This is a genomic window from Stenotrophomonas sp. ZAC14D2_NAIMI4_6, assembly GCF_003086875.1.
Lineage (GTDB): Bacteria > Pseudomonadota > Gammaproteobacteria > Xanthomonadales > Xanthomonadaceae > Stenotrophomonas.
Map to the genome: position 1 here is coordinate 3195759 of NZ_CP025996.1, position 18846 is coordinate 3214604.

At 68.2% G+C, this 18846-nt stretch carries 18 protein-coding genes and 1 riboswitch; of the genes, 11 read left to right on the plus strand and 7 right to left on the minus strand.

The genetic code is table 11. The features are described from left to right. The first annotated feature begins 89 nt into the window (after positions 1-89). Genes C1933_RS14770 through C1933_RS14780 form a run of 3 tightly spaced genes read left to right on the plus strand, consistent with a single transcriptional unit; the run spans position 90 to position 1879 of the window. Positions 90-734, plus strand: coding sequence for a YceI family protein (locus tag C1933_RS14770; RefSeq protein WP_108753857.1), 645 nt, complete (start codon positions 90-92; stop codon positions 732-734). Next, positions 731-1303 (plus strand): cytochrome b, encoded by a 573-nt coding sequence (locus C1933_RS14775; RefSeq protein WP_108753858.1) that lies wholly within the window; start codon positions 731-733, stop codon positions 1301-1303. Before C1933_RS14770 ends, C1933_RS14775 begins: the two co-directional genes overlap by 4 nt. A gap of 3 nt (positions 1304-1306) precedes the next feature. After that, complete coding sequence (locus C1933_RS14780; protein WP_108750774.1) at positions 1307-1879, plus strand: YceI family protein; 573 nt, start codon at positions 1307-1309, stop codon at positions 1877-1879. A gap of 33 nt (positions 1880-1912) precedes the next feature. Here the strand turns inward: C1933_RS14780 and C1933_RS14785 are convergent, their stop codons facing one another. Then, positions 1913-2140: a glutaredoxin family protein gene (locus C1933_RS14785; protein ID WP_108753859.1), complete on the minus strand. Its 228-nt coding sequence runs from the start codon at positions 2138-2140 to the stop codon at positions 1913-1915. Positions 2141-2240: 100 nt separating this feature from the next. On the opposite strand from C1933_RS14785, the gene C1933_RS14790 reads away from it, so the two are divergent. Both C1933_RS14790 and C1933_RS14795 read left to right on the plus strand, forming a co-directional pair. After that, positions 2241-3623, plus strand: coding sequence for an L-serine ammonia-lyase (locus tag C1933_RS14790; protein WP_108750776.1), 1383 nt, complete (start codon positions 2241-2243; stop codon positions 3621-3623). A gap of 247 nt (positions 3624-3870) precedes the next feature. Beyond that, entirely contained in the window at positions 3871-4872 is a 1002-nt protein-coding gene (locus tag C1933_RS14795) for an alpha/beta hydrolase (protein ID WP_108753860.1), read from the plus strand. A 74-nt stretch (positions 4873-4946) separates the two neighbouring features. Here C1933_RS14795 and C1933_RS14800 read toward each other — a convergent pair whose 3' ends face one another. The 3 genes from C1933_RS14800 to C1933_RS14810 are packed head-to-tail and all read right to left on the minus strand — an operon-like array spanning position 4947 to position 8274. Continuing rightward, positions 4947-6014 carry a homoserine dehydrogenase gene (locus C1933_RS14800; RefSeq protein ID WP_108753861.1) on the minus strand — a complete coding sequence of 356 codons (1068 nt, stop codon included), beginning with the start codon at positions 6012-6014 and terminating at the stop codon, positions 4947-4949. Beyond that, positions 6011-7246, minus strand: coding sequence for an O-succinylhomoserine (thiol)-lyase (locus C1933_RS14805; RefSeq protein ID WP_108753862.1), 1236 nt, complete (start codon positions 7244-7246; stop codon positions 6011-6013). The genes C1933_RS14800 and C1933_RS14805 overlap by 4 nt, the downstream gene beginning before the upstream one ends. Beyond that, positions 7243-8274, minus strand: coding sequence for a homoserine O-succinyltransferase (locus C1933_RS14810; RefSeq protein ID WP_108754858.1), 1032 nt, complete (start codon positions 8272-8274; stop codon positions 7243-7245). Before C1933_RS14810 ends, C1933_RS14805 begins: the two co-directional genes overlap by 4 nt. Positions 8275-8349: 75 nt before the next feature. Next, a riboswitch (SAM riboswitch) is annotated at positions 8350-8468 on the minus strand. A gap of 147 nt (positions 8469-8615) precedes the next feature. Between C1933_RS14810 and C1933_RS14815 the strand changes: the two genes are divergently transcribed. From C1933_RS14815 to C1933_RS14830, 4 genes are all read left to right on the plus strand, one after another. Then, positions 8616-9515, plus strand: coding sequence for a M23 family metallopeptidase (locus tag C1933_RS14815; RefSeq protein WP_108753863.1), 900 nt, complete (start codon positions 8616-8618; stop codon positions 9513-9515). 66 nt (positions 9516-9581) lie between these two features. Next, entirely contained in the window at positions 9582-11186 is a 1605-nt protein-coding gene (locus tag C1933_RS14820; protein WP_108750781.1) for a peptide chain release factor 3, read from the plus strand. 154 nt (positions 11187-11340) lie between these two features. Further along, positions 11341-11979, plus strand: a complete 639-nt coding sequence (locus C1933_RS14825; RefSeq protein ID WP_108753864.1) for a hemolysin III family protein — start codon at positions 11341-11343, stop codon at positions 11977-11979. 82 nt (positions 11980-12061) lie between these two features. Beyond that, positions 12062-14035, plus strand: a complete 1974-nt coding sequence (locus tag C1933_RS14830; RefSeq protein WP_108753865.1) for an AsmA family protein — start codon at positions 12062-12064, stop codon at positions 14033-14035. A gap of 540 nt (positions 14036-14575) precedes the next feature. On the opposite strand, the gene C1933_RS14835 is transcribed toward C1933_RS14830, so the two are convergent. Genes C1933_RS14835 through mtgA form a run of 3 tightly spaced genes read right to left on the minus strand, consistent with a single transcriptional unit; the run spans position 14576 to position 16774 of the window. Beyond that, positions 14576-15007 carry a CBS domain-containing protein gene (locus C1933_RS14835; protein ID WP_108753866.1) on the minus strand — a complete coding sequence of 144 codons (432 nt, stop codon included), beginning with the start codon at positions 15005-15007 and terminating at the stop codon, positions 14576-14578. Then, a complete protein-coding gene (locus C1933_RS14840) occupies positions 14967-15986 on the minus strand; it encodes a glycosyltransferase family 2 protein (protein WP_108753867.1) in 1020 nt (339 codons plus the stop codon). Before C1933_RS14840 ends, C1933_RS14835 begins: the two co-directional genes overlap by 41 nt. A 44-nt stretch (positions 15987-16030) precedes the next feature. Beyond that, on the minus strand, positions 16031-16774 hold the full coding sequence (gene mtgA / locus C1933_RS14845) for a monofunctional biosynthetic peptidoglycan transglycosylase (protein ID WP_108753868.1): 744 nt from the start codon (positions 16772-16774) through the stop codon (positions 16031-16033). Positions 16775-16851: 77 nt separating this feature from the next. Between mtgA and C1933_RS14850 the strand changes: the two genes are divergently transcribed. Both C1933_RS14850 and C1933_RS14855 read left to right on the plus strand, forming a co-directional pair. Continuing rightward, the gene (locus C1933_RS14850; RefSeq protein ID WP_108753869.1) at positions 16852-17745 is read left to right on the plus strand and encodes an Hsp33 family molecular chaperone HslO; all 894 of its coding nucleotides are present in this window, start codon (positions 16852-16854) and stop codon (positions 17743-17745) included. A gap of 120 nt (positions 17746-17865) precedes the next feature. Continuing rightward, entirely contained in the window at positions 17866-18723 is an 858-nt protein-coding gene (locus tag C1933_RS14855) for a hypothetical protein (protein WP_108753870.1), read from the plus strand. Positions 18724-18846 lie beyond the last annotated feature (123 nt).

Here is an 18846-nt window from a genome sequence, read left to right on the forward strand (position 1 = left end):
TGCCACCACGAACTGTTGCAGCCGTGCACACGTCCAGAGCGCGGTGCTGTGCGTATGATCGGGGCTTCCTCCAACCGAGTACGTGCCCGATGCGTTTACGCCTGGCCCTGCTGCCCCTGCTGCTTGCGGTTGCACCGGCCTGGGCCGCACCCGACGTCTGGCGCATCGACCCGGTGCACACGCGCGTGCTGTTCGCCATCGACCACGCCGGCTATTCGCAGGCCCTGGGCACCATCTCCGGCAGCCAAGGCAGCGTGCAGTTCGATGGCGACAGCTGGCGCGAGGCCACGCTGGAGGTCGAGATTCCCGTGGCGCGGCTGGACCTGGGCGATGCCAAGTGGAACCAGGCAACCCTGGCCAGCAGTCTGCTGGATGGCGAACGCTTCCCCAGTGCGCGCTTCGTATCGACCCGGGTGGAACCGATCGATTCCACCCATGCGCGCGTGGTCGGCACCCTGACCCTGCGCGGTGTCAGCCAGGAGGTGGTGCTGGATGTGACCCTCAACGCGGTCAAGCGCTACCCGCTGCCGCCGTTCCGCCGCACCGCCGGCTTCTCGGCCACCACCACGCTCAGCCGCCGCGCCTTCGGCATCACCGCCTGGCCGGGTGTGATCGGCGACAGCGTACAGATCAGAATCGAAGCCGAAGCGGCGCTGGACCGCAGCGCGCGCCCGGGAACTCCCGCCCCCGACAGCCACTCCGACAGCCCGACGGCCCCGAAGGACACGCCATGACCGCCAAGAACACGCCCGCTGCCTGGGGCAGCGTCAGCCAGACCCTGCACTGGTTGATCGCCCTGCTGATCCTCGCCTTGGGCATCGTCGGCCTGACCATGGGCGAACTGCCGAAGACACCGAAGTATTTCTGGGTCTACACCGCGCACAAATCCATCGGTATCACCGTGCTGGCCCTGGTGCTGCTGCGCCTGGTGTGGCGCCTGTACGCCGGCGCGCCGAAGCCGGTGCCGGGCACGCCCAGCTGGCAGGAACGCATCGCCGGCGCCACCCACGTGCTGCTGTATGTACTGATGTTCGCCATTCCCCTTTCCGGCTGGCTGTACGACTCGGCCAGCGGCCTGCGCCCGTTCCGCTGGTTCGGCCTGGTGGATGTGCCCAAGCTGAGCGGGCCCGATCCCCAGGTGGTGGCCGTCTCCCACGCCCTGCACGAATATGGCTTCTGGCTGTTGATCGCGGTGGTGCTGGCCCATGCCGGCGCTGCCTTCTACCACCACCTGTTCCAGCGTGATGCCACCTTGTCGCGGATGCTGCCGCGTGGCTGGCTCGCCACCCCACAGAAGGACTGACCGATGACCCTGAAACTGACCACCCCGGCCGCCGTGGCCGCTGCCCTGGCCGGCCTGCTGGCCACTGCCCCGGTGCTGGCCGCCGATTACACCCAGGCCGCCGGCGCCGGCTCCATCCTGGTGTTTGCCAGCAAGTACGACGGTGAAGTGTTCACCGGCACCTTCCCGGGGTTCAGCACCAAGCTCAGCTTCGACCCGGCCAATCCGGCCGCAGGCTCGCTGGACGTGACCATTCCGCTGGCCGGCGCCAAGAGCGGCAACAGCGACCGTGATTCCACTCTGCAGGGCGCCGACTTCTTCGATGTCGGCAAGTTCGCCACCGCCCACTTCACCGCCAAGGGTTTCCGTGCCGTGGGCAACGACCAGTTCGCCGCCGACGGCACGCTGGAGCTGCGCGGGGTGAGCAAGCCGGTCACCTTCACTTTCAGCTGGAAGCCGGGCACCCAGCCGGTGCTGACCGGCAAGGCCACCGTGAAGCGCCTGGACTTCGGCGTGGGTGGCGGCGACTGGGCCGATACCAAGACCATCCCGGACGAAACCGCGATCAGCACCATCGTCAAGTTCGACGCGAAATAATGTGGGACCGCCGCCGGGCATGGCCCGGCGGCATCACTCCACGGCCAGCCAGGCCTGCACGGTCACGGCATCGAACGGCCAGTCCAGCTCGCGGCCGCTGGCCTCATGCCGCAGCACCGGCACCCGCGTGCCGTAGCGGCTTTCCAGCGCCGGCTGGTCATCCAGGAACACCGAATCGAACTCCGGCGCCCGCGCCTTGGCCAGTTCGGCCAGGGCCAGGTCGCACAGATGGCAATCGTCTCGCTGGAACAGGGTCAGCACGGTTCAGGCTCCGCCGGCGGAAATGCTGCGCCGCAGGCATGGCCCTGCAGCACGAACGGCTAGAATAGCGGCCTCTTCCGGTACCCGCAGTACGGCAACCATGGCTGTCAGCACGTTCGACGTTTTCAAGATCGGCATTGGCCCGAGCTCCTCCCACACCGTCGGGCCGATGAAGGCCGCCGAACGCTTCATCCACCGCTGGCTGCTGGACCCGGGCCGCCTGCACGAAGTGGCGCGCATCCGCGCCGACGTCTACGGCTCGCTGGCCCTGACCGGGCGCGGCCACGGCACCGACAAGGCCATCCTGCTGGGCCTGGAAGGCCAGCGCCCGAACCTGATCGACCCGGACATCATTCCCGCCACGCTGGAACGCATCCGCAGCAGCAAGCGCATCCTGCTGATGGGCCAGCACGAGATCGCCTTCGACGAGAAGCGCGACCTGGGCATGAACAAGCGGCAGAAGCTGCCCTACCACACCAACGGCATGCGCTTCACCGCCTACAACGCCGACGATGAAGTGATCGCCACCCGCGACTATTACTCGGTGGGCGGCGGCTTCGTGGTCAACCAGGACGATGCCGCCGACGACCGCATCGTGCCCGACGAAACGCCGCTGCCCTACCCGTTCAAGAGCGGCGACGAACTGCTGGCGCAGACCGCGCGCAGCGGCCTGAGCATTGCCCAGCTGATGTTCGAGAACGAGAAGTGCTGGCGCAGCGAAGAGGAGATCCGCGAGAAGCTGCGCGAGATCTGGAGCGCGATGCAGTCGTGCGTGGCGCGCGGCATCCGCGAGGAAGGCGTTCTGCCCGGTGGCCTGAAGGTAGGCCGTCGCGCACCGGCGCTGTACCGCGAGCTGTCCTCCAAGCCCGAGGCCGCCATGCGCGACCCGCTGACCACGCTGGACTGGGTGAACCTGTACGCGCTGGCGGTGAACGAAGAGAACGCTGCCGGTGGCCGCGTGGTGACCGCGCCGACCAACGGCGCCGCCGGCGTCCTGCCCGCCGTGCTGCATTACTTCGACCGCTTCTGCCCGGGCGCCAACGAACAGCGCGTGTTCGATTTCCTGCTTACTTCCGCAGCGATCGGCATTCTGTACAAGGAAAACGCCTCGATTTCCGGTGCCGAAGTGGGCTGCCAGGGCGAGGTGGGCGTTGCGTGTTCGATGGCCGCCGGCGGCCTGGTCGCCGCGCTGGGCGGCAACCCCAGCCAGATCGAGAACGCTGCGGAAATCGGCATGGAACACAACCTGGGCCTGACCTGCGACCCGATTGGCGGGCTGGTGCAGATTCCCTGCATCGAACGCAACGCCATGGGGGCGGTGAAGGCGATCAATGCCTCGCGCATGGCCATGCGTGGCGACGGCAAGCACAAGGTGTCGCTGGACAAGGTGATCAAGACCATGCGCGATACCGGCCGCGACATGCAGGACAAGTACAAGGAAACCAGCCGCGGTGGTTTGGCGGTGAACGTAATCGAATGTTGATCGCGTGTGGGGGGGTGGGGGCGCGCGCTGCGCGCGATAGTCGAGCAAGCTCGACTCTACCTGCAGGTTGCGTGAACCCGCGCTGCGCGCGGTGGCGGTAGAGTCGACTGTCAGTCGACTGCTCTGCCGGCAGGCTGCGGGAACCCGCGCTGCGCGCGGTAGTCGACTGACAGTCGACTCTACCGGCGGAGGCGGCGGCGGCAACGATTTGCGGTTACGCTCGGGGTTCCCTGCCACGGAGAACCCCATGCGCCTGGTCGCTGCCGCCCTGCTTTCCTGCCTGCCCCTGTCCGCGCTGGCCGCGCCGCCCCCGACCTACGGTGCGCGGCTGGAGGGCTTCGACTACGGCTACCCGGTGAAGACCTTCAGCCTGGAATCGCAGCAGCAGCCGCTGGAGATGGCCTACCTGGACATCGCGCCGAAGAAGTCTCCCATCGGCGTGGTCGTGCTGCTGCATGGCAAGAATTTCTGCGCCGCCACCTGGAAGGAAACCATCAAGCCGCTGGTGGCCGCCGGCTACCGGGTCATTGCCCCCGACCAGGTCGGCTTCTGCAAATCCAGCAAGCCCGAGCGCTACCAGTATTCGTTCGGGCAGCTGGCAGCCAACACCCACGCCCTGCTGCAGCACCTGCAACTGGGCGAACTGCCGGTCCACCTGGTCGGCCATTCGATGGGCGGCATGCTGGGCGTGCGCTACGCGCTTACCTATCCGCAGGATCTGCGCAGCCTGTCGCTGGTCAACCCGATCGGGCTGGAAGACTGGAAGGCGCTGGGTGTGCCGTGGCGCAGCGTGGATGCGTGGTACGCCGGTGAAATGAACATCAGCTATGACAGCATCCGCCGCTACCAGCTGGACGTCTACTACGACGGCAAATGGAAGCCGGCCTATGAAACCTGGGCACGCATGCAGTCGGGCATGTACGCCGGCCCTGGCAAGCAGGCGGTGGCCTGGAGCCAGGCGCTGACCTCGGACATGGTGTTCAACCAGCCAGTGGTCTACGAACTGAAGAACCTGCAGGTGCCCACCACGCTGTTCATCGGGCAGAAGGACCGCACCGCCATCGGCCGCGACCAGGCACCGGCGGAATTGAAAGCGACGCTGGGCAATTACCCCGCACTGGGCAAGGCGGCGGCGGCCGCCATTCCCGGGGCGACGCTGGTGGAATTCGCCGCGCTGGGGCATTCGCCGCAGGTGCAGGACCCGAAGCAGTTCAATGCCGCGTTGCTGAAGGCGTTGAAGACGCGTTGATGGCGCTCCGCCGGGCATGGCCCGGCGCTACCGTTGCAAGATCGGGGTAACGCCGGGCCATGCCCGGCGATGCCTCAGCCCACGATGCGCAGCACATCATCCAGCAGGGCGGCCGCCGTCACTTCGGCACCGGCCCCCGGCCCCTGGATCAGCAGGGGCTGATGGCGGTAACGATCACTGTGGATGGCCACGCGGTTGTCGGTGCCAGCGCCCTGCGCCAGCGGGTGGTCGGCGGCCAGCTCGCGCAGGCCCACCTGTGCGCCCTGCGCATCCACACGGCCAACAAAGCGCAGCAGGCGGCCCTGCGCGTGCGCCTGCTGCCAGCGCGCCTGCAGCGGCGCATCCAACTGTTCCAGTGCAACCAGCGCCTGTTCCAGCGGCAACGCGGCCAGTGCTTCAGGCACCAGCGATTCCACCTGCACCTGTGCGGCATCCAGCGCCAGACCACTGCTGCGCGCCAGGATCAGCAGCTTGCGTCGCACATCCTCACCGGACAGATCCACCCGCGGGTCCGGCTCGGTGTAGCCGGCCGCCAGCGCCTCGCGTACCGCGGCCGAGAACGGCGATTGGCCGTCGTAACGATGGAACAGCCAGGCAAGGGACCCGGACAGCACGCCCTCGATGGCATGGATGTGGTCACCGCCGGCCACCAGCGCGCGCAGGCTGCTGAGCAGCGGCAGGCCGGCACCGACCGTAGCGCTGTCGCCGTAGCGCGCACCACTGTCGGCGCAGCTGTGGGCGATGGCCTGCGCACGCGCCAGCTGTGCACCACGGCCCAGCTTGTTGGCGGTGACCACGTGCACGCCCCGCGCCAGCCACTGCACGTGGCGTGCGGCCACCTCTTCGCTGGCCGTTGCATCGACCACCACGTCGCCGCGTTCCAGGCCTTCGGTACCGGCCCAGCGCGGCGCGCCCTGGCCGTCGCGTGGCGCACGCCGCGCCAGTTCCAGCGGCACCGCCAGATCGCGATCGATGGCCAGCGCGGTGCGCGAATTGGCCAGCCACTGCACGCCCGGCAGTGTCAGCCCGCGCGCCTGCAGCGCCTGGTAGCGCTGCACGAAGGCAGTGCCCACCGTGCCGGTACCCAACAGTGCCAACCGCCCGGTGGCAACGGCGGGAAGTTCAGCGGCCACTGCGCTCATGCATCCACCACCTGTTTGCGGCGTGCGGCATGGTCGATCGCCGCTTCGGCGCGCTGCAGCGCCGCGTCCAGGTCGGCCAGCAGGTCCCGTTCGGCCTCGATGCCGACCGACAGACGCAGCAGGCCCTCGCTGATCCCGGCCGCGGCACGGGCTTCGGCGGTCATCGCCGCATGGGTCATGGTGGCCGGGTGTGCGACCAGGCTTTCGACGCCGCCCAGCGATTCGGCCAGGGTGAAACAGCGCAGGCCATCAACGAAGGCGCGCACCGCCGCGTGCGGATCGTCGCCTTCGCAGTCGGCCAGTTCGAAGGACAGCATCGCGCCGAAGCCACTCTGCTGGCGCGCGGCAATGGCATGGCCGGGATGATCGGCCAGGCCCGGGTAGTAGACCCGCGCCACCGCCGGGTGCGCGTCCAGCAGCGCGACGATGGACGCGGTGTTTTCCTGGTGCACGCGCAGGCGCGCATCCAGCGTGCGCAGGCCGCGCAGGGTCAGGAAGGCGTCGAACGGCGAGCCGGTCAGGCCCAGCGCATTGCCCCACCACACCAGCTGTTCATGCACGGCCGGATCGCGCGCAATCACCGCGCCGCCCACCACATCGCTGTGGCCATTGATGTACTTGGTGGTGGAATGCAGCACCAGATCGGCGCCGAAGGCCAGCGGCTGCTGCAGTGCCGGCGACAGGAAAGTGTTGTCCACCACCACCAGCGCGCCGGCCTTGTGCGCGGCTTCGATCACGAAGCGCAGGTCGGTGATGCGCAGCAGCGGGTTGGACGGCGTTTCCACCAGCACCAGCTTCGGCTGGGTGGCCAGGGCCTGGGCCAGCGCGCGCGGATCGGTCAGGTCAGCGGTGACCAGTTCGAAGTGACCCTTCTTGGCCAGCGCGTTGAACAGGCGCCAGCTGCCGCCGTAGGCATCGTGCGGCACCACCAGCGTATCGCCGGGCTGCAGCAGCGCGTTCAACACCAGGTTGATGGCGCCCATGCCGGTGGCGGTGACCACGCCGCCCGCGCCGCCTTCCAGTTCGGCCAGGGCTTCGCCCAGCAGATCGCGGGTGGGGTTGCCGCTGCGGGTGTAGTCGTACTGGCGCTTGTTGCCGAATCCTTCGAAGCTGAAGTTCGAGGACAGCACGATCGGCGGGGTGACCGCACCGTGGGCGGTGTCGCGGTCGATCCCGGCGCGGACCGCGGCGGTGGTGCGGCTACAGGACGGCTCGGTGGCGTGCAGGCTCATGCGGTCTCTCCAGAAGTGCGGAAGGCAGTAGCGAGGATCGCGTCGATGCGATCGGTTTCTTTCAGGAAGGCATCGTGGCCGTAGGGCGAGCGCAGCACGCGCAGGCTGCCGCGCGGGCCCAGGCCCTCGACCAGGCCGACCAGATCGGCCAGCGGCACCAGGCGGTCGCCTTCCACGGCCACCACCACGGTGGGCGGCAGGATGGCGGCGGGGTCCACCCGATGCAGGTCGATCGATTCGGACAGGCGCAGGTACGCGGTCACCGGCGTGCGCGCCACGTACTGCGCACCGGCCGCGTCCAGATAGTCTTCGGCCGCGACCCGCACGCGCCCGTTGACCACTTCCGGCGCAGCGTCGAAGCGCTCGCCAAACTCTTCCGGGGTGCGGTAGCTGAGCATCGCGAACTGACGGGCCAGGGCCAGGCCGTGGTCTTCGCCACACTGCAGCTGGCCCAGCGCAACGGCACGGCGCTGCAGCGCGCGCCAGGCGGCGGCATAGGGATGCGGGCGGTGCGCACCGCTGGCCAACACCAGCTGGCGCACCCGCGCACGGTGGCGCACGGCGAACTGCTGGCCCACCAGCGCGCCATAGGAATAGCCGACGAAGGCCTTCAGCGTGCGCACACCCAGGTGGTCGAGCAGCAGGGCCAGGGCGTCGGCCTGGTCGGCCGTGTCGATCGGCACATCCAGCGCGCCGTCGGCGCCGATGAAATCGAAGGCGAGCACGCGCAGCTGCTGCGGGTCCAGAGCGCGCCCGGCGCCGACCAGGCCTTCGGCCCAGCCCTTTTCGCTGAACTGCGGGTTGCTGGCCACATGGCGGTGGGCGGAAATGCCACCGGCCAGCACCACTACCGGCGCGGTGGCCGGGCCGACCCACTCGTAGCGCAGGCGCACCGGGCACGGGCCGGCGTGGCGCATCGACAGCACCGCGGCGAACTCGCCGCGCTCGGCGTGCACGCGGTCATCGACCGGCACGCTGACGGGGGCAAAGGATTCGGGGCGAAGCACGGTGCTGGGGGCGAAGCTCATGGCGGGATCCAGTTGGGAATCGGCCATCGAGCCTTCGCGGGGCTCGCGTTCAAGATGCACCGGCGGTGCACGCTCGAACCATCTTTCGGTGGACGCCACGGTCCCCGCAGGATTTGGCACCTACGCCGGCATTTGCATGCCTGCGGGCTGCCCCGGCTTCAAAGGGCCTGTCCCTCTGCCGGTCTCGATGGTGGAACCACGATGCCAGCGGATTCCGGGCCTGTCAATCCCTTCATGCGGATAAAGCGATGAATGAATGCAGGACAGTGAAACGGGAAGCAGTACCGCCAGCTCCGTTCAGGATCGGCTACAGTCCGGCGCCCGCCCCGCCGGAACCGCTGATGCCCCGCCTGCCCCTGTGCTGCCTGCACCTGTGCTGCCTGTTGTCTGCGCTGCTGGCCGCAGCCCCTGCCCACGCCAGCGACTGGCGGCAGGGCTGGGGGCTGGTGTCGACGGGCCAGGCCCCTGCGGAACGCGGCGCGGCGCCCCACGCCGCGCCGCTGGCCCAGCTGCGGCTGCAACCGGTTGGCGAGCAATGGCAGGCCCGGATCGACAACCCCTTGGCCGGCCCGCTGCAGATCGAACTGCGCGCCGCGCCCGGCCAAGCCATCGAAGGGCTGCCCGTGCAGTCGCTGGTGCAGGGCGGCGGCACCCTGGTGGTCGGTCATCTGGCGGCCCCGGCCGATGGGCGCCCCCTCGAAGTACGCATGAATGCCGTGCCCGGCACGCCAGCGGCGCTGGCCGAGGACGTGGCGTATCGCCTGCCCTTCGAAGCCACGCAGCTGCGCGTGGACCAGGCGCCCAATGGTCGCTTCAGCCACCAGGATGAGGAAAACCGCGATGCGGTGGATTTCGCCCTGGCCGAAGGCACCCTGGTCATGGCCGCGCGCGAGGGCACGGTGATGCAGGTGCAGGACGGCTTCCAGGCCAATGGCCAGGACCGCCAGCGCGATGGCGCCCGCGCCAACTTCATCCGCGTGCTGCACAGCGACGGCAGCATGGGGCTGTACGCGCACCTGCAGGCCGGCGGCATGCGGGTGCGGCCCGGCCAGGCGGTGCAGGCCGGGCAGCCGCTCGGCTTGTCGGGCAACAGCGGCTTCAGCACTGCCCCGCACCTGCACTTCGTGGTCCAGGTGAACCGCGGCATGGGCCTGCGCTCGGTGCCGGTGCGCATTTTCACCGCGCAGGGGCAGCTGCAGTTCGCCCGTGACAGCAGCACCGAAGCCAGTGCCGGGCGCTGACCGGCCCCGGCCGGTATAATCGGCCGCTTATCTCTTTGAAAAGCGCCCCGGGCGGGCGCCACTGCCATGTCCGAAGTCGCCACCGAAGCGTCGCGCCGCCGCACCTTCGCCATCATTTCCCACCCTGACGCCGGCAAGACCACGCTGACCGAAAAGCTGCTGCTGTTCGGGGGCGCGATCCAGATGGCCGGTTCAGTGAAGGGCCGCAAGGCCGCCCGCCATGCCACCTCCGACTGGATGGCACTGGAAAAGGAACGCGGCATCTCCGTTACGTCGTCGGTGATGCAGTTCCCCTACGAGGGCAAGATCGTCAACCTGCTCGACACCCCCGGCCACGCCGACTTCGGCGAGGACACCTACCGCGTGCTGACCGCGGTGGACTCGGCGCTGATGGTGATCGACGTGGCCAAGGGCGTGGAAGAGCGCACCATCAAGCTGATGGAAGTGTGCCGCCTGCGCGACACCCCCATCATGACCTTCATCAACAAGCTCGACCGCGAGGGCAAGGACCCGATCGAACTGCTGGATGAAGTGGAAACCGTGCTGGGCATCCAGTGCGCCCCGGTCACCTGGCCGATCGGCATGGGCCAGCGCCTGAAGGGCGTGGTGCACCTGCTGACCGGCGAAGTGCATCTGTACGAACCGGGCCGCAACTTCACCCGCCAGGATTCGACCATCTTCCCGTCCATCGATGCGCCGGGCCTGGCCGAAAAGATCGGCGCGCAGATGCTGGCAGAACTGCGCGACGAACTGGAACTGGTGCAGGGCGCCAGCCACCCGTTCGACCTGGACGCCTACCGCGCCGGCAAGCAGACCCCGGTGTTCTTCGGTTCGGGCGTGAACAACTTCGGCGTGCAGCCGCTGCTGGATTTCTTCGTCGAACACGCCCCCGCCCCGCAGGCACGCGCCACCACCGGCCGCGAGATCGCCCCGCAGGAAAACAAGCTGACCGGCTTCGTGTTCAAGATCCAGGCCAACATGGACCCGCAGCACCGCGACCGCGTGGCCTTCATGCGCATCTGCTCGGGCCGTTTCAACGCCGGCATGAAGACCTTCCACGTGCGCACCGGCAAGGAGATGAAGCTGGCCAACGCGCTGACCTTCATGGCCAGTGACCGTGAAATCGCCGCCGAAGCCTGGCCGGGCGATGTGATCGGCATCCACAACCACGGCACCATTTCCATCGGCGATACCTTCACCGAAGGCGAAGCGGTCACCTTCACCGGTATCCCGAACTTCGCCCCGGAACTGTTCCGCCGCGCGCGCCTGCGCGATCCGCTCAAGCTGAAGCAGCTGCAGAAGGGCCTGGCCCAGCTGTCCGAAGAAGGCGCGACCCAGTTCTTCCGCCCGCTCACCAGCAACGACCTGATCCTGGGCGCGGTGGGTGTGCTGCAGTTCGACGTGGCCGCCTACCGCCTGAAGGACGAGTACGGCGTGGAAGCGACCTTCGAGCCGGTCAGCGTGACCACCGCGCGTTGGGTCACCTGCAGCAACGAGAAGAAGCTGGAAGAGTTCCGCGAGAAGAACGCGCTGAACCTGGCCCTGGATGCGGCCGGCCAGCTGGTCTACCTGGCCCCGACCCGGGTGAACCTGCAGCTGGCCCAGGAACGCGCGCCGGACGTGCGCTTCTCGGCCACCCGCGAAGCCGCCCACACCGTCTCGGTGGCCTGACCGGCCGGGGGTCGGATCGGCGCCCGGTAGATCCACGCCATGCGTGGATGGGCGCCGGTTCACCCACCATACGGTGGCGGGGGTGCAAGCGACCGCCATCGCGGCGATGATAGGGGGGCTGCGGGTCCCCCTCCCCGCGAACCACGTCATCGCCATGTCCACCACGACTGTTGCTTCCATCCGCGAAGAAATCGCCAGCGCCCTGACCCACGGGCTCGGCGCGGTATTCGCGTTGGCCGCCGGCGCCGTACTGATCACCCTGGCCGCCATCTACGGCGACGGCTGGCAGCTGGCCAGCGCCATCGTGTTCGGCATCGCCCTGCTGCTGCTGTACACCGCCTCCACGCTGTACCACGCCATCCAGCACCCCACGGCCAAGGGCCGCCTGAAGGTGTTCGACCACTGCGCGATCTACGTGCTGATCGCCGGCACTTACACCCCGTTCACCCTGATCGGCCTGCGCGGCCCCTGGGGCTGGGGGTTGTTCACGGCCATCTGGGCGCTGGCGCTGGGCGGGGTGGTGTTCAAGCTGTTCTACACCGGCCGCTTCAAGGCGCTGTCCACCGGTATCTACATCGCCATGGGCTGGCTGGTGATCGTGGCGATCAAGCCGATGTGGGCCTCCATCGACGGCAGCACCCTGGCCTGGCTGTTCGGCGGCGGCCTGTCCTACACCCTGGGCACCTATTTCTACCACCGCGAATCGATTCCCTATTCGCATGCAATCTGGCACCTGTTCGTGATCGGCGGCAGCGTCTGCCACTTCGTGGCCGTCACCATGCAGGTGCTGTAACCCGGCTGCACCGCGCTCCTGTGCACACCATGCACATGAGCGCTTCGCGCCCCGTCCACTTCGGTGGGGCAACGATGGCAGCGTGAATGCTGCCCCTTCCCCTGCGACGCCGCGCGCTTCGCGCTGGCGCCTCCGCCGCCCCGGCCGCCGGGGCCAGCGCTGGCTGGCCGCCCTGGTGTTCGTGCTGGCCGCGATCCTGGTCCTCATCGCCCTGTGGGACTGGAACTGGTTCAAGGGCCCGGTGGAGCGTGCCGTGCAGGCCCGCACCGGGCGCGCCCTGCACATCGGCAATCTGGACGTGGACCTGGGACGCACCACCACTGTGCGCGCCGATGCGATCACCTTCGCCAACGCGGCCTGGGCCCGGCAGCCGAACATGGCCAGCGCCGACCGGGTGGAGATCGACGTGCGGGTCTGGCCGCTGCTGCGCGGCAGCGTGCAACTGCCTGAGGTACGCCTGACCCGCCCCGATGTGCTGCTGCAGACGGCGCCGCGTGAGGGCGAGCCCGGCAACTGGGATTTCCTCGGCGACAGCAGGGGTGGCACCGCGCCGCAACTGAAACGCCTGTTCATCGACGACGGACGCCTGCAGTTTTCCGATGTGCGTGGCCGCACCGATATCCGCCTGAACGTACGCAGTGGCCAGCCGCGCCAGGGCGACGCCGCGCCGCCCCTGCTGGTGGCCGGCAAGGGCCGCTGGCAGGGCAACGCGTTCTCCCTCAGCGGCGGCACCGAATCGCCCCTGCAGCTGACCGACAGCGCTCATCCCTTCCGCATCCACCTGGACGGCCGTGCCGGCGGCACCCATGCCGTAGCCAGCGGCACGCTGACCAATCCGTTCGCACTGCAGCTGTTCGACCTGCAGTTCGCCCTCAGTGGCCAGGACCTGGCCGACCTCTACCCGCTGCTGGGCATCGCCATTCCCCCATCGCCGCCGTATGCCCTGAATGGTCGCCTGAAGCGCGACCACAACGTGTGGCGCTACGAGCGCTTCACCGGCAAGGTCGGAGACAGCGACCTGGGCGGCAACCTGCAGTTCGACGTGGGCCGCGACCGACCGCGCCTAACGGCCACGCTGGAATCGCGCCGACTGGATTTCGATGATCTGGCCGGCTTCGTCGGCGCTCCGCCCAGGACCGGCAGTGGCGAGACCGCCAATGCCGAGCAGAAAGCCGAAGCAGCGCAGGTGGCGGCCAGCAGCCGCGTGCTGCCGGACACGCCCTACAACCTGGGCAAGCTGCGTGCGATGGACGCCGACGTGCGCTGGACAGCGCACCGCATCAATGCGCCCTCGCTGCCGCTGGACGACATGGACGCGCACCTGCTGCTGGACGACGGCGTACTGCGCCTGGATCCCCTGAATTTCGGTGTGGCCGGTGGTGATATCCGCAGCACGATCCGCATGGATGCACGGCAGCCGCAGATTGCCACCACGCTGAAGGCCAGCGTCCGCGGCGTGCAGCTGGGGCAGCTGTTCCCCGATGCAAAGCTGGCCGAGCAGGCCAAGGGCGGCATCAGCGGACAGATCGACCTGAGCGGTCGCGGCAATTCGATCGCGGCGATGCTGGGTGGCAGCAGCGGCGACGTGGGCGTGGCGATGGGCCGCGGCCACGTGGGCAACCTGGTAATGGAGCTGGCTGGGCTGGATATCACCGAATCGGTGAAGTTCCTGTTCACCGGTGACCGGCAGATTCCCCTGCGCTGTGCCTTCGCCGATTTCGGCGTGCGCGATGGTTTGATGACCAGTCGCGCACTGGCGGTGGACACCACCGATACCATCGTCATCGGCGAGGGAACGGTGAACCTGCGCGACGAATCGCTGGACCTGCTGCTGCGGCCACGGCCGAAGGACAAGAGCATCCTGGTACTGCGCTCGCCACTGCGCATCGGCGGCACCTTCAAGGACCCCTCGTTCCGCCCGGACTTCAAGGCGCTGGGCCTGCGCGGCGCGGTGGCCCTGGCGCTGGGCAGCATCGCCCCGCCGGCCGCGCTGCTGGCAACGATCGAGACCGGCCCGGGCAAGGACGCCAACTGCGGTGGGCAGTATGCGAAGTAAGAGCGGTTGTTCGCGGCGCGTGCTCTTTCATGGGGTGAGGCGGAGGGCTACCGCAGTCAGGACACGCGGTGAATACATCCATGTAGCTCGTAGGCGCCGTCCCTGGCGCCTACGGTCCTGCCTGCGGTAGCCCTCCGCCTCCAGACAGTTCCCCGCGCGCGGAACGAGAGCGGAAATTCAAGATCAAGATCAAGATCAAGATCAAGAGCTGTGCCAACCAAGGTTGGCACCTACCAGAAGCGGGTGGTCGGCAGCAGCGGATGGTCGGCAGAAGCGCGTGGTCGGCAGACGCAGATGGTCGGCACTGAAATGCACCGCGCTCGCAGGACCGTGTCCAGAGGCGGAGGGCATGGCCGTGCAGGACCGTAGGCGCCAAGGACGGCGCCTACGAGCTACATGGACGTATTTACCGCGTGTCCTGCACGGCCATGCCCTCCGCCTCCCCACGCATCAGGAAGGCGCTGTTCTGAAGCCGTTGCTCTTGCTCTGGCTCTGGCTTCTCAAAGCGGGCCGGCGGGCTGCCAGCCCGCCAGCGAAAAACTACCCGGCCACGATGTACTGCTGCAGATGATCCAGCTCGCGCCGCTGCGCATCGATCACCGACTTCACCAGATCGCCGATGGATATCACCCCCAGCACCTGCCCGCCTTCCACCACCGGCAGATGGCGGATACGGTAATCGGTCACCAGCTGCAGGCAATGCTCCACCTGCTCACCCGGCGCCACGGTCACCACCTGCGCGGTCATGATTTCCGCCACCGCGGTATCGCGCGAGGAGCGGTCACGCAGCACGATCTTGCGTGCGTAGTCACGTTCGGAAAGGATGCCGACCAGGCGCGGGCCGTCCATCACCAGCACCGCACCGATGCCCTTTTCGGCCATCAGCCGGATCGCATCGATCACCGCGGCGCCAGGGGCGACCGCGTGCACTTCAGGGGACTTGCCGTCCAACAGTTGCCGTACCGACGTCATCTGCCTGCCCTCCCAGGGTGGGTTGCAGGGCCGATTCTGCCACGCCCGGTGCCAACCACGCGTCAACCAGGTACAGCGGTCGCTGCTTGGACTCTTCGTACAGCCGGCCCAGGTACTCGCCGATCAGCCCCAGGGCGATCAACTGCACCCCGCCCAGGAACAGGATCACCGCCATCATGGTCGGCCAGCCAGCCACGCGGTCGCCGTACAGGGCCGCCTTCACGATCACCCACACGCCGAACATGAAGGCCACCGCCGCCGTTGCCAGCCCCAGATAGGTGGCCGCGCGCAGCGGCACCGTGGAAAAGCCGGTGATGCCTTCCAGGGCGAAGTTCCACAAGCGCCAGAGGCTGAACTTGCTGGTGCCGGCCAGGCGCGCATGCCGGTGGTAGGGCACCGCCACGCGGCGGAACCCGACCCAGCTGAAAAGCCCCTTCATGAAACGGTGGCGCTCGCGCAGCTCACGCAGCGCCGAAAGCGCGCGGGGCGACAGCAGACGGAAATCACCGGTGTCGGCCGGAATCGGCGTGGGCGACAGGCGCCCGATCACCCGGTAGAACAGCGCCGCCGTCGCCCGCTTGCTCCAGCTTTCACCGTCACGCACCAGACGGGTGCCATAGACGTTGTCGAAGCCTTCGCGCCAGCGCGCGACGAACTGCGGCACCAGTTCCGGCGGATCCTGGCCATCAGCATCCAGGATCATGGCCGCGCCTTCGCGCACCTGGTCCAGGCCGGCAGTCAGGGCCGCTTCCTTGCCAAAGTTGCGCGACAGGCGCAGGGCTAAAACGCGAGGATCCACCGCGGCCAAACCGCTGATCACCGCCCAGGTCTCATCGCTGCTGCCGTCGTCCACGTACAGCACGTGGCCGTCGATATCGGCCAGGCCATCGAGCACCGCGCACAGGCGCGGATGCAGCTGCGGCAGCGCCAGTGCTTCGTTGTGGGCGGCAATGACGAACGTCAGGCGGTCACGATTCATGCCCGGATTGTACGTTGCAGGCGCGCCTGCGGCCCGCCGCTGCCCTACTCCTGCAGATACCCCGCGCCGCCCAGCTGCCGTGCCTGGCGCTGGATCCACGCCGCTCGCCGCTGCACGTACGGCCCGGGCTTGGCCGCGTTGTAACGGCGCGGCGCCGGCAGCACCGCCGCCAGGCGCGCGCTCTCGGCCGGACTCAGGCGCGCGGCATCCTTGCGCCAGAAGGTCTGCGCCGCCGCCTGCGCGCCATAGACGCCGTCACCGAACTCGGCAATGTTGGCGTACATCTCCAGGATGCGCTGCTTGGGCCAGAACGCTTCGATCAGCACCGTGTACCAGACCTCCAGGCCCTTGCGCACCCAGCTGCGGCCCTGCCACAGGAACAGGTTCTTGGCCACCTGCTGGCTGATCGTGCTGGCGCCACGCAGGCGCCCACCGCGCGCGTTGTGGTCACGCGCCTTCTCGATGGCCTGCAGGTCGAAGCCATTGTGGTCGGGGAAGCGCTGGTCTTCGGCGGCCACCAGCGAAATGGGCAGGCTGGGGGCCATGTCGTCCAGATCACGCCACTGGTAATGCAGCCGGTAGGACCAGTCAGCCTGGCCCAGGGCTTCGCCATAGCGCCACAGCATCACCGTGGACAGCGGCGGATCGATGAAACGCAGCACCAGCACCTGCAGGCAGCTGAACGCCACGAACAGCACCGGCAGCCACAGCAGCTGCCGCCAGCGCCAGCGCCGGCGCTGCGCGACCGGGGCGGCCGCCACCTTGTCCTGCTCTCCCCCTGCCCCCATTACTGGTGCATCCTTCTTCTATCTGGTTGTCGGCGCATTATCCGGCAACCGCCCCTGTTTCCGCGCGATGTGAGCCGATGACCGCCCAATCCGATTCCCTGATCCGTTTCCTGCTGCCCGACGCCGGCGTCCGCGGTGTCCACGTGCGCCTGCATGCCACCTGGCAGAAGATCCTGTCGCACGCGGTCTACCCGGACAACGCCGCTGAACTGCTGGGCCAGGCCAGCGTCGCCTCGGCCCTGTTCACCGGCCACACCAAGGTCGATGGCCGTCTGTCGATCCAGCTGCGCAGCAACACCGACCTGCGCGCCCTGTTCGCCGAATGCACCGCCGCCGGCACCCTGCGCGGCATCGCCCAGCTGGCCGACGGCGGCGATGCCCCGCGTGACCTGTCCACCCTGGGCCAGGGCGCGCTGCTGGCCATCACCATCGAGAACCCGGGCCTGGACCCGCGCGAGCCGCAGCGTTACCAGAGCCTGGTCGGCCTGAGCGCGGCCGAGCTGGACGAAGCCTTCGAGGACTACTTCCAGCAGTCCGAACAGCTGCCGACCCGCCTGCTGTTGGCCGCCGACCGCAATGGCGCCAGTGGCCTGCTGCTGCAGAAGCTGCCCGGCGACGAGGGCGATGATGATGGCTGGGTGCGCACCAGTGCGCTGTTCGAGACCTTGGGCAAGGCCGAGCTGCTGGCCACCCCGGCCGAAGACCTGCTGCACCGCCTGTTCCACGAGGAAAAGCCGGTGCTGGTGGGCGACAAGCCGCTGTCCTTCGCCTGCTCCTGCTCGCGCGAGCGGGTCGCGGCCATGCTCGAATCGCTGGGTGAAGAAGAAGCCCGCGCGGCCGCCGAGGACACCGGCGCGGTGGAAGTGCGATGCGAATTCTGCGGACAGGAGTATCACTTTCCGTTGACGGAGTTCGGCATACTGTTCCACGGTGCCGAGGGGAATGCACCGGCACCTGAACGGCTTCAGTAAAACAGACAGGTCTTGTGTTCTGGGGAGGATCAAGGCTTGTTAAGAATTCATAAACACCCTAGGATCGAGTTCCCGCCCCAGCGGGAACTTTCGTCGTCCGCCCCTGTCTGAACTGGTCCGATGCGTACCTTCCTGCGTCTACCGCTGGCCCTGCTGATCGCCCTTGGCGCGATCACGGGCGCGCATGCGCAGAGCAAGGACACCCGCACCGTCATTCCGGTGTGGAACAAGGGCAGCGGCAAGGTCGAAGCCCTGCTGTACCTGGAGCCCACCGGCGAACAGGCCGCGGGCGCACGCTGGCACTTCGGCCGCAACTCGCTGGATGCCGCGTTCGGTCTGTCCTCGGGCGACTCGCTGGGCCTGCTGTGCAACAGCAGCAGTGGTACCAGCATCAGCGGTCTGGCCAGCCATTGCATGCTGGCCAGCCTGGGCGATGAAGACGACGCGATCGGTGCCAACAACCGCCGCTTCACCGGCACCGCCGCACTCAACCGTGGCAGCAACCGCCTGGGCATCACCGCCGGTACCGGCCGTGAAACCCTGCCGGCATGGCTGGCCTCGCCGAACAAGACCCCTGCCCTGCGCGCCGAGCAGAACGATCTGACCGTGTTCGCCCAGCGCAACATCGGCCGCGAGGGCTTCGTCTCCATTGCCGGCACCTACGCCAAGGCGCGCCTGGTGCCGCTGGCCGACGCCGCACCGGCCATCGTCGACCGCTGGGACAGCAAGAGCCTGAGCCTGGGCGCCGGCTACGGCAATTTCAGCGGCAGCATCATCGGCCGCGTGGTCGATGTACCCGGCAAGCCGGGCAAATGGGAAGGCCTGGGCATCGGCCTGACCTGGCGCACCCCGTGGTCGGGCCAGCTGACCGTCGGCGCGGAAAACGTCATCAGCCGCGGCAAGAATCCGTTCTCCCCGCGCAACGAGAGCAACGACGACGGCACCGTGCCGTACGTGCGCTACGAACAGGATCTCTGATCCCACCTCTGGCCGGTAACCCGGCCATGTCGCAACAAGGGCGCCTCGGGGCGCCCTTTTCTGTTTCCGCGCGCATCGTGTCGCGCCTCTGCCGGGCACAGCGGTTACACAACGACACGTCGC

Excerpts from the sequence above, each read along its gene's own strand:
- C1933_RS14850 (WP_108753869.1), top strand. The coding sequence starts at position 16,852 with ATGACCGCCCAATCCGATTCCCTGATCCGTTTCCTGCTGCCCGACGCC.
- C1933_RS14795 (WP_108753860.1), top strand. The coding sequence starts at position 3,871 with ATGCGCCTGGTCGCTGCCGCCCTGCTTTCCTGCCTGCCCCTGTCCGCG.
- C1933_RS14810 (WP_108754858.1), bottom strand. The coding sequence starts at position 8,274 with ATGAGCTTCGCCCCCAGCACCGTGCTTCGCCCCGAATCCTTTGCCCCC.
- C1933_RS14855 (WP_108753870.1), top strand. The coding sequence starts at position 17,866 with ATGCGTACCTTCCTGCGTCTACCGCTGGCCCTGCTGATCGCCCTTGGC.
- C1933_RS14770 (WP_108753857.1), top strand. The coding sequence starts at position 90 with ATGCGTTTACGCCTGGCCCTGCTGCCCCTGCTGCTTGCGGTTGCACCG.
- C1933_RS14790 (WP_108750776.1), top strand. The coding sequence starts at position 2,241 with ATGGCTGTCAGCACGTTCGACGTTTTCAAGATCGGCATTGGCCCGAGC.
- C1933_RS14840 (WP_108753867.1), bottom strand. The coding sequence starts at position 15,986 with ATGAATCGTGACCGCCTGACGTTCGTCATTGCCGCCCACAACGAAGCA.
- C1933_RS14775 (WP_108753858.1), top strand. The coding sequence starts at position 731 with ATGACCGCCAAGAACACGCCCGCTGCCTGGGGCAGCGTCAGCCAGACC.
- C1933_RS14780 (WP_108750774.1), top strand. The coding sequence starts at position 1,307 with ATGACCCTGAAACTGACCACCCCGGCCGCCGTGGCCGCTGCCCTGGCC.
- C1933_RS14825 (WP_108753864.1), top strand. The coding sequence starts at position 11,341 with ATGTCCACCACGACTGTTGCTTCCATCCGCGAAGAAATCGCCAGCGCC.
- C1933_RS14805 (WP_108753862.1), bottom strand. The coding sequence starts at position 7,246 with ATGAGCCTGCACGCCACCGAGCCGTCCTGTAGCCGCACCACCGCCGCG.
- mtgA (WP_108753868.1), bottom strand. The coding sequence starts at position 16,774 with ATGGGGGCAGGGGGAGAGCAGGACAAGGTGGCGGCCGCCCCGGTCGCG.
- C1933_RS14800 (WP_108753861.1), bottom strand. The coding sequence starts at position 6,014 with ATGAGCGCAGTGGCCGCTGAACTTCCCGCCGTTGCCACCGGGCGGTTG.
- C1933_RS14835 (WP_108753866.1), bottom strand. The coding sequence starts at position 15,007 with ATGACGTCGGTACGGCAACTGTTGGACGGCAAGTCCCCTGAAGTGCAC.
- C1933_RS14820 (WP_108750781.1), top strand. The coding sequence starts at position 9,582 with ATGTCCGAAGTCGCCACCGAAGCGTCGCGCCGCCGCACCTTCGCCATC.
- C1933_RS14815 (WP_108753863.1), top strand. The coding sequence starts at position 8,616 with ATGCCCCGCCTGCCCCTGTGCTGCCTGCACCTGTGCTGCCTGTTGTCT.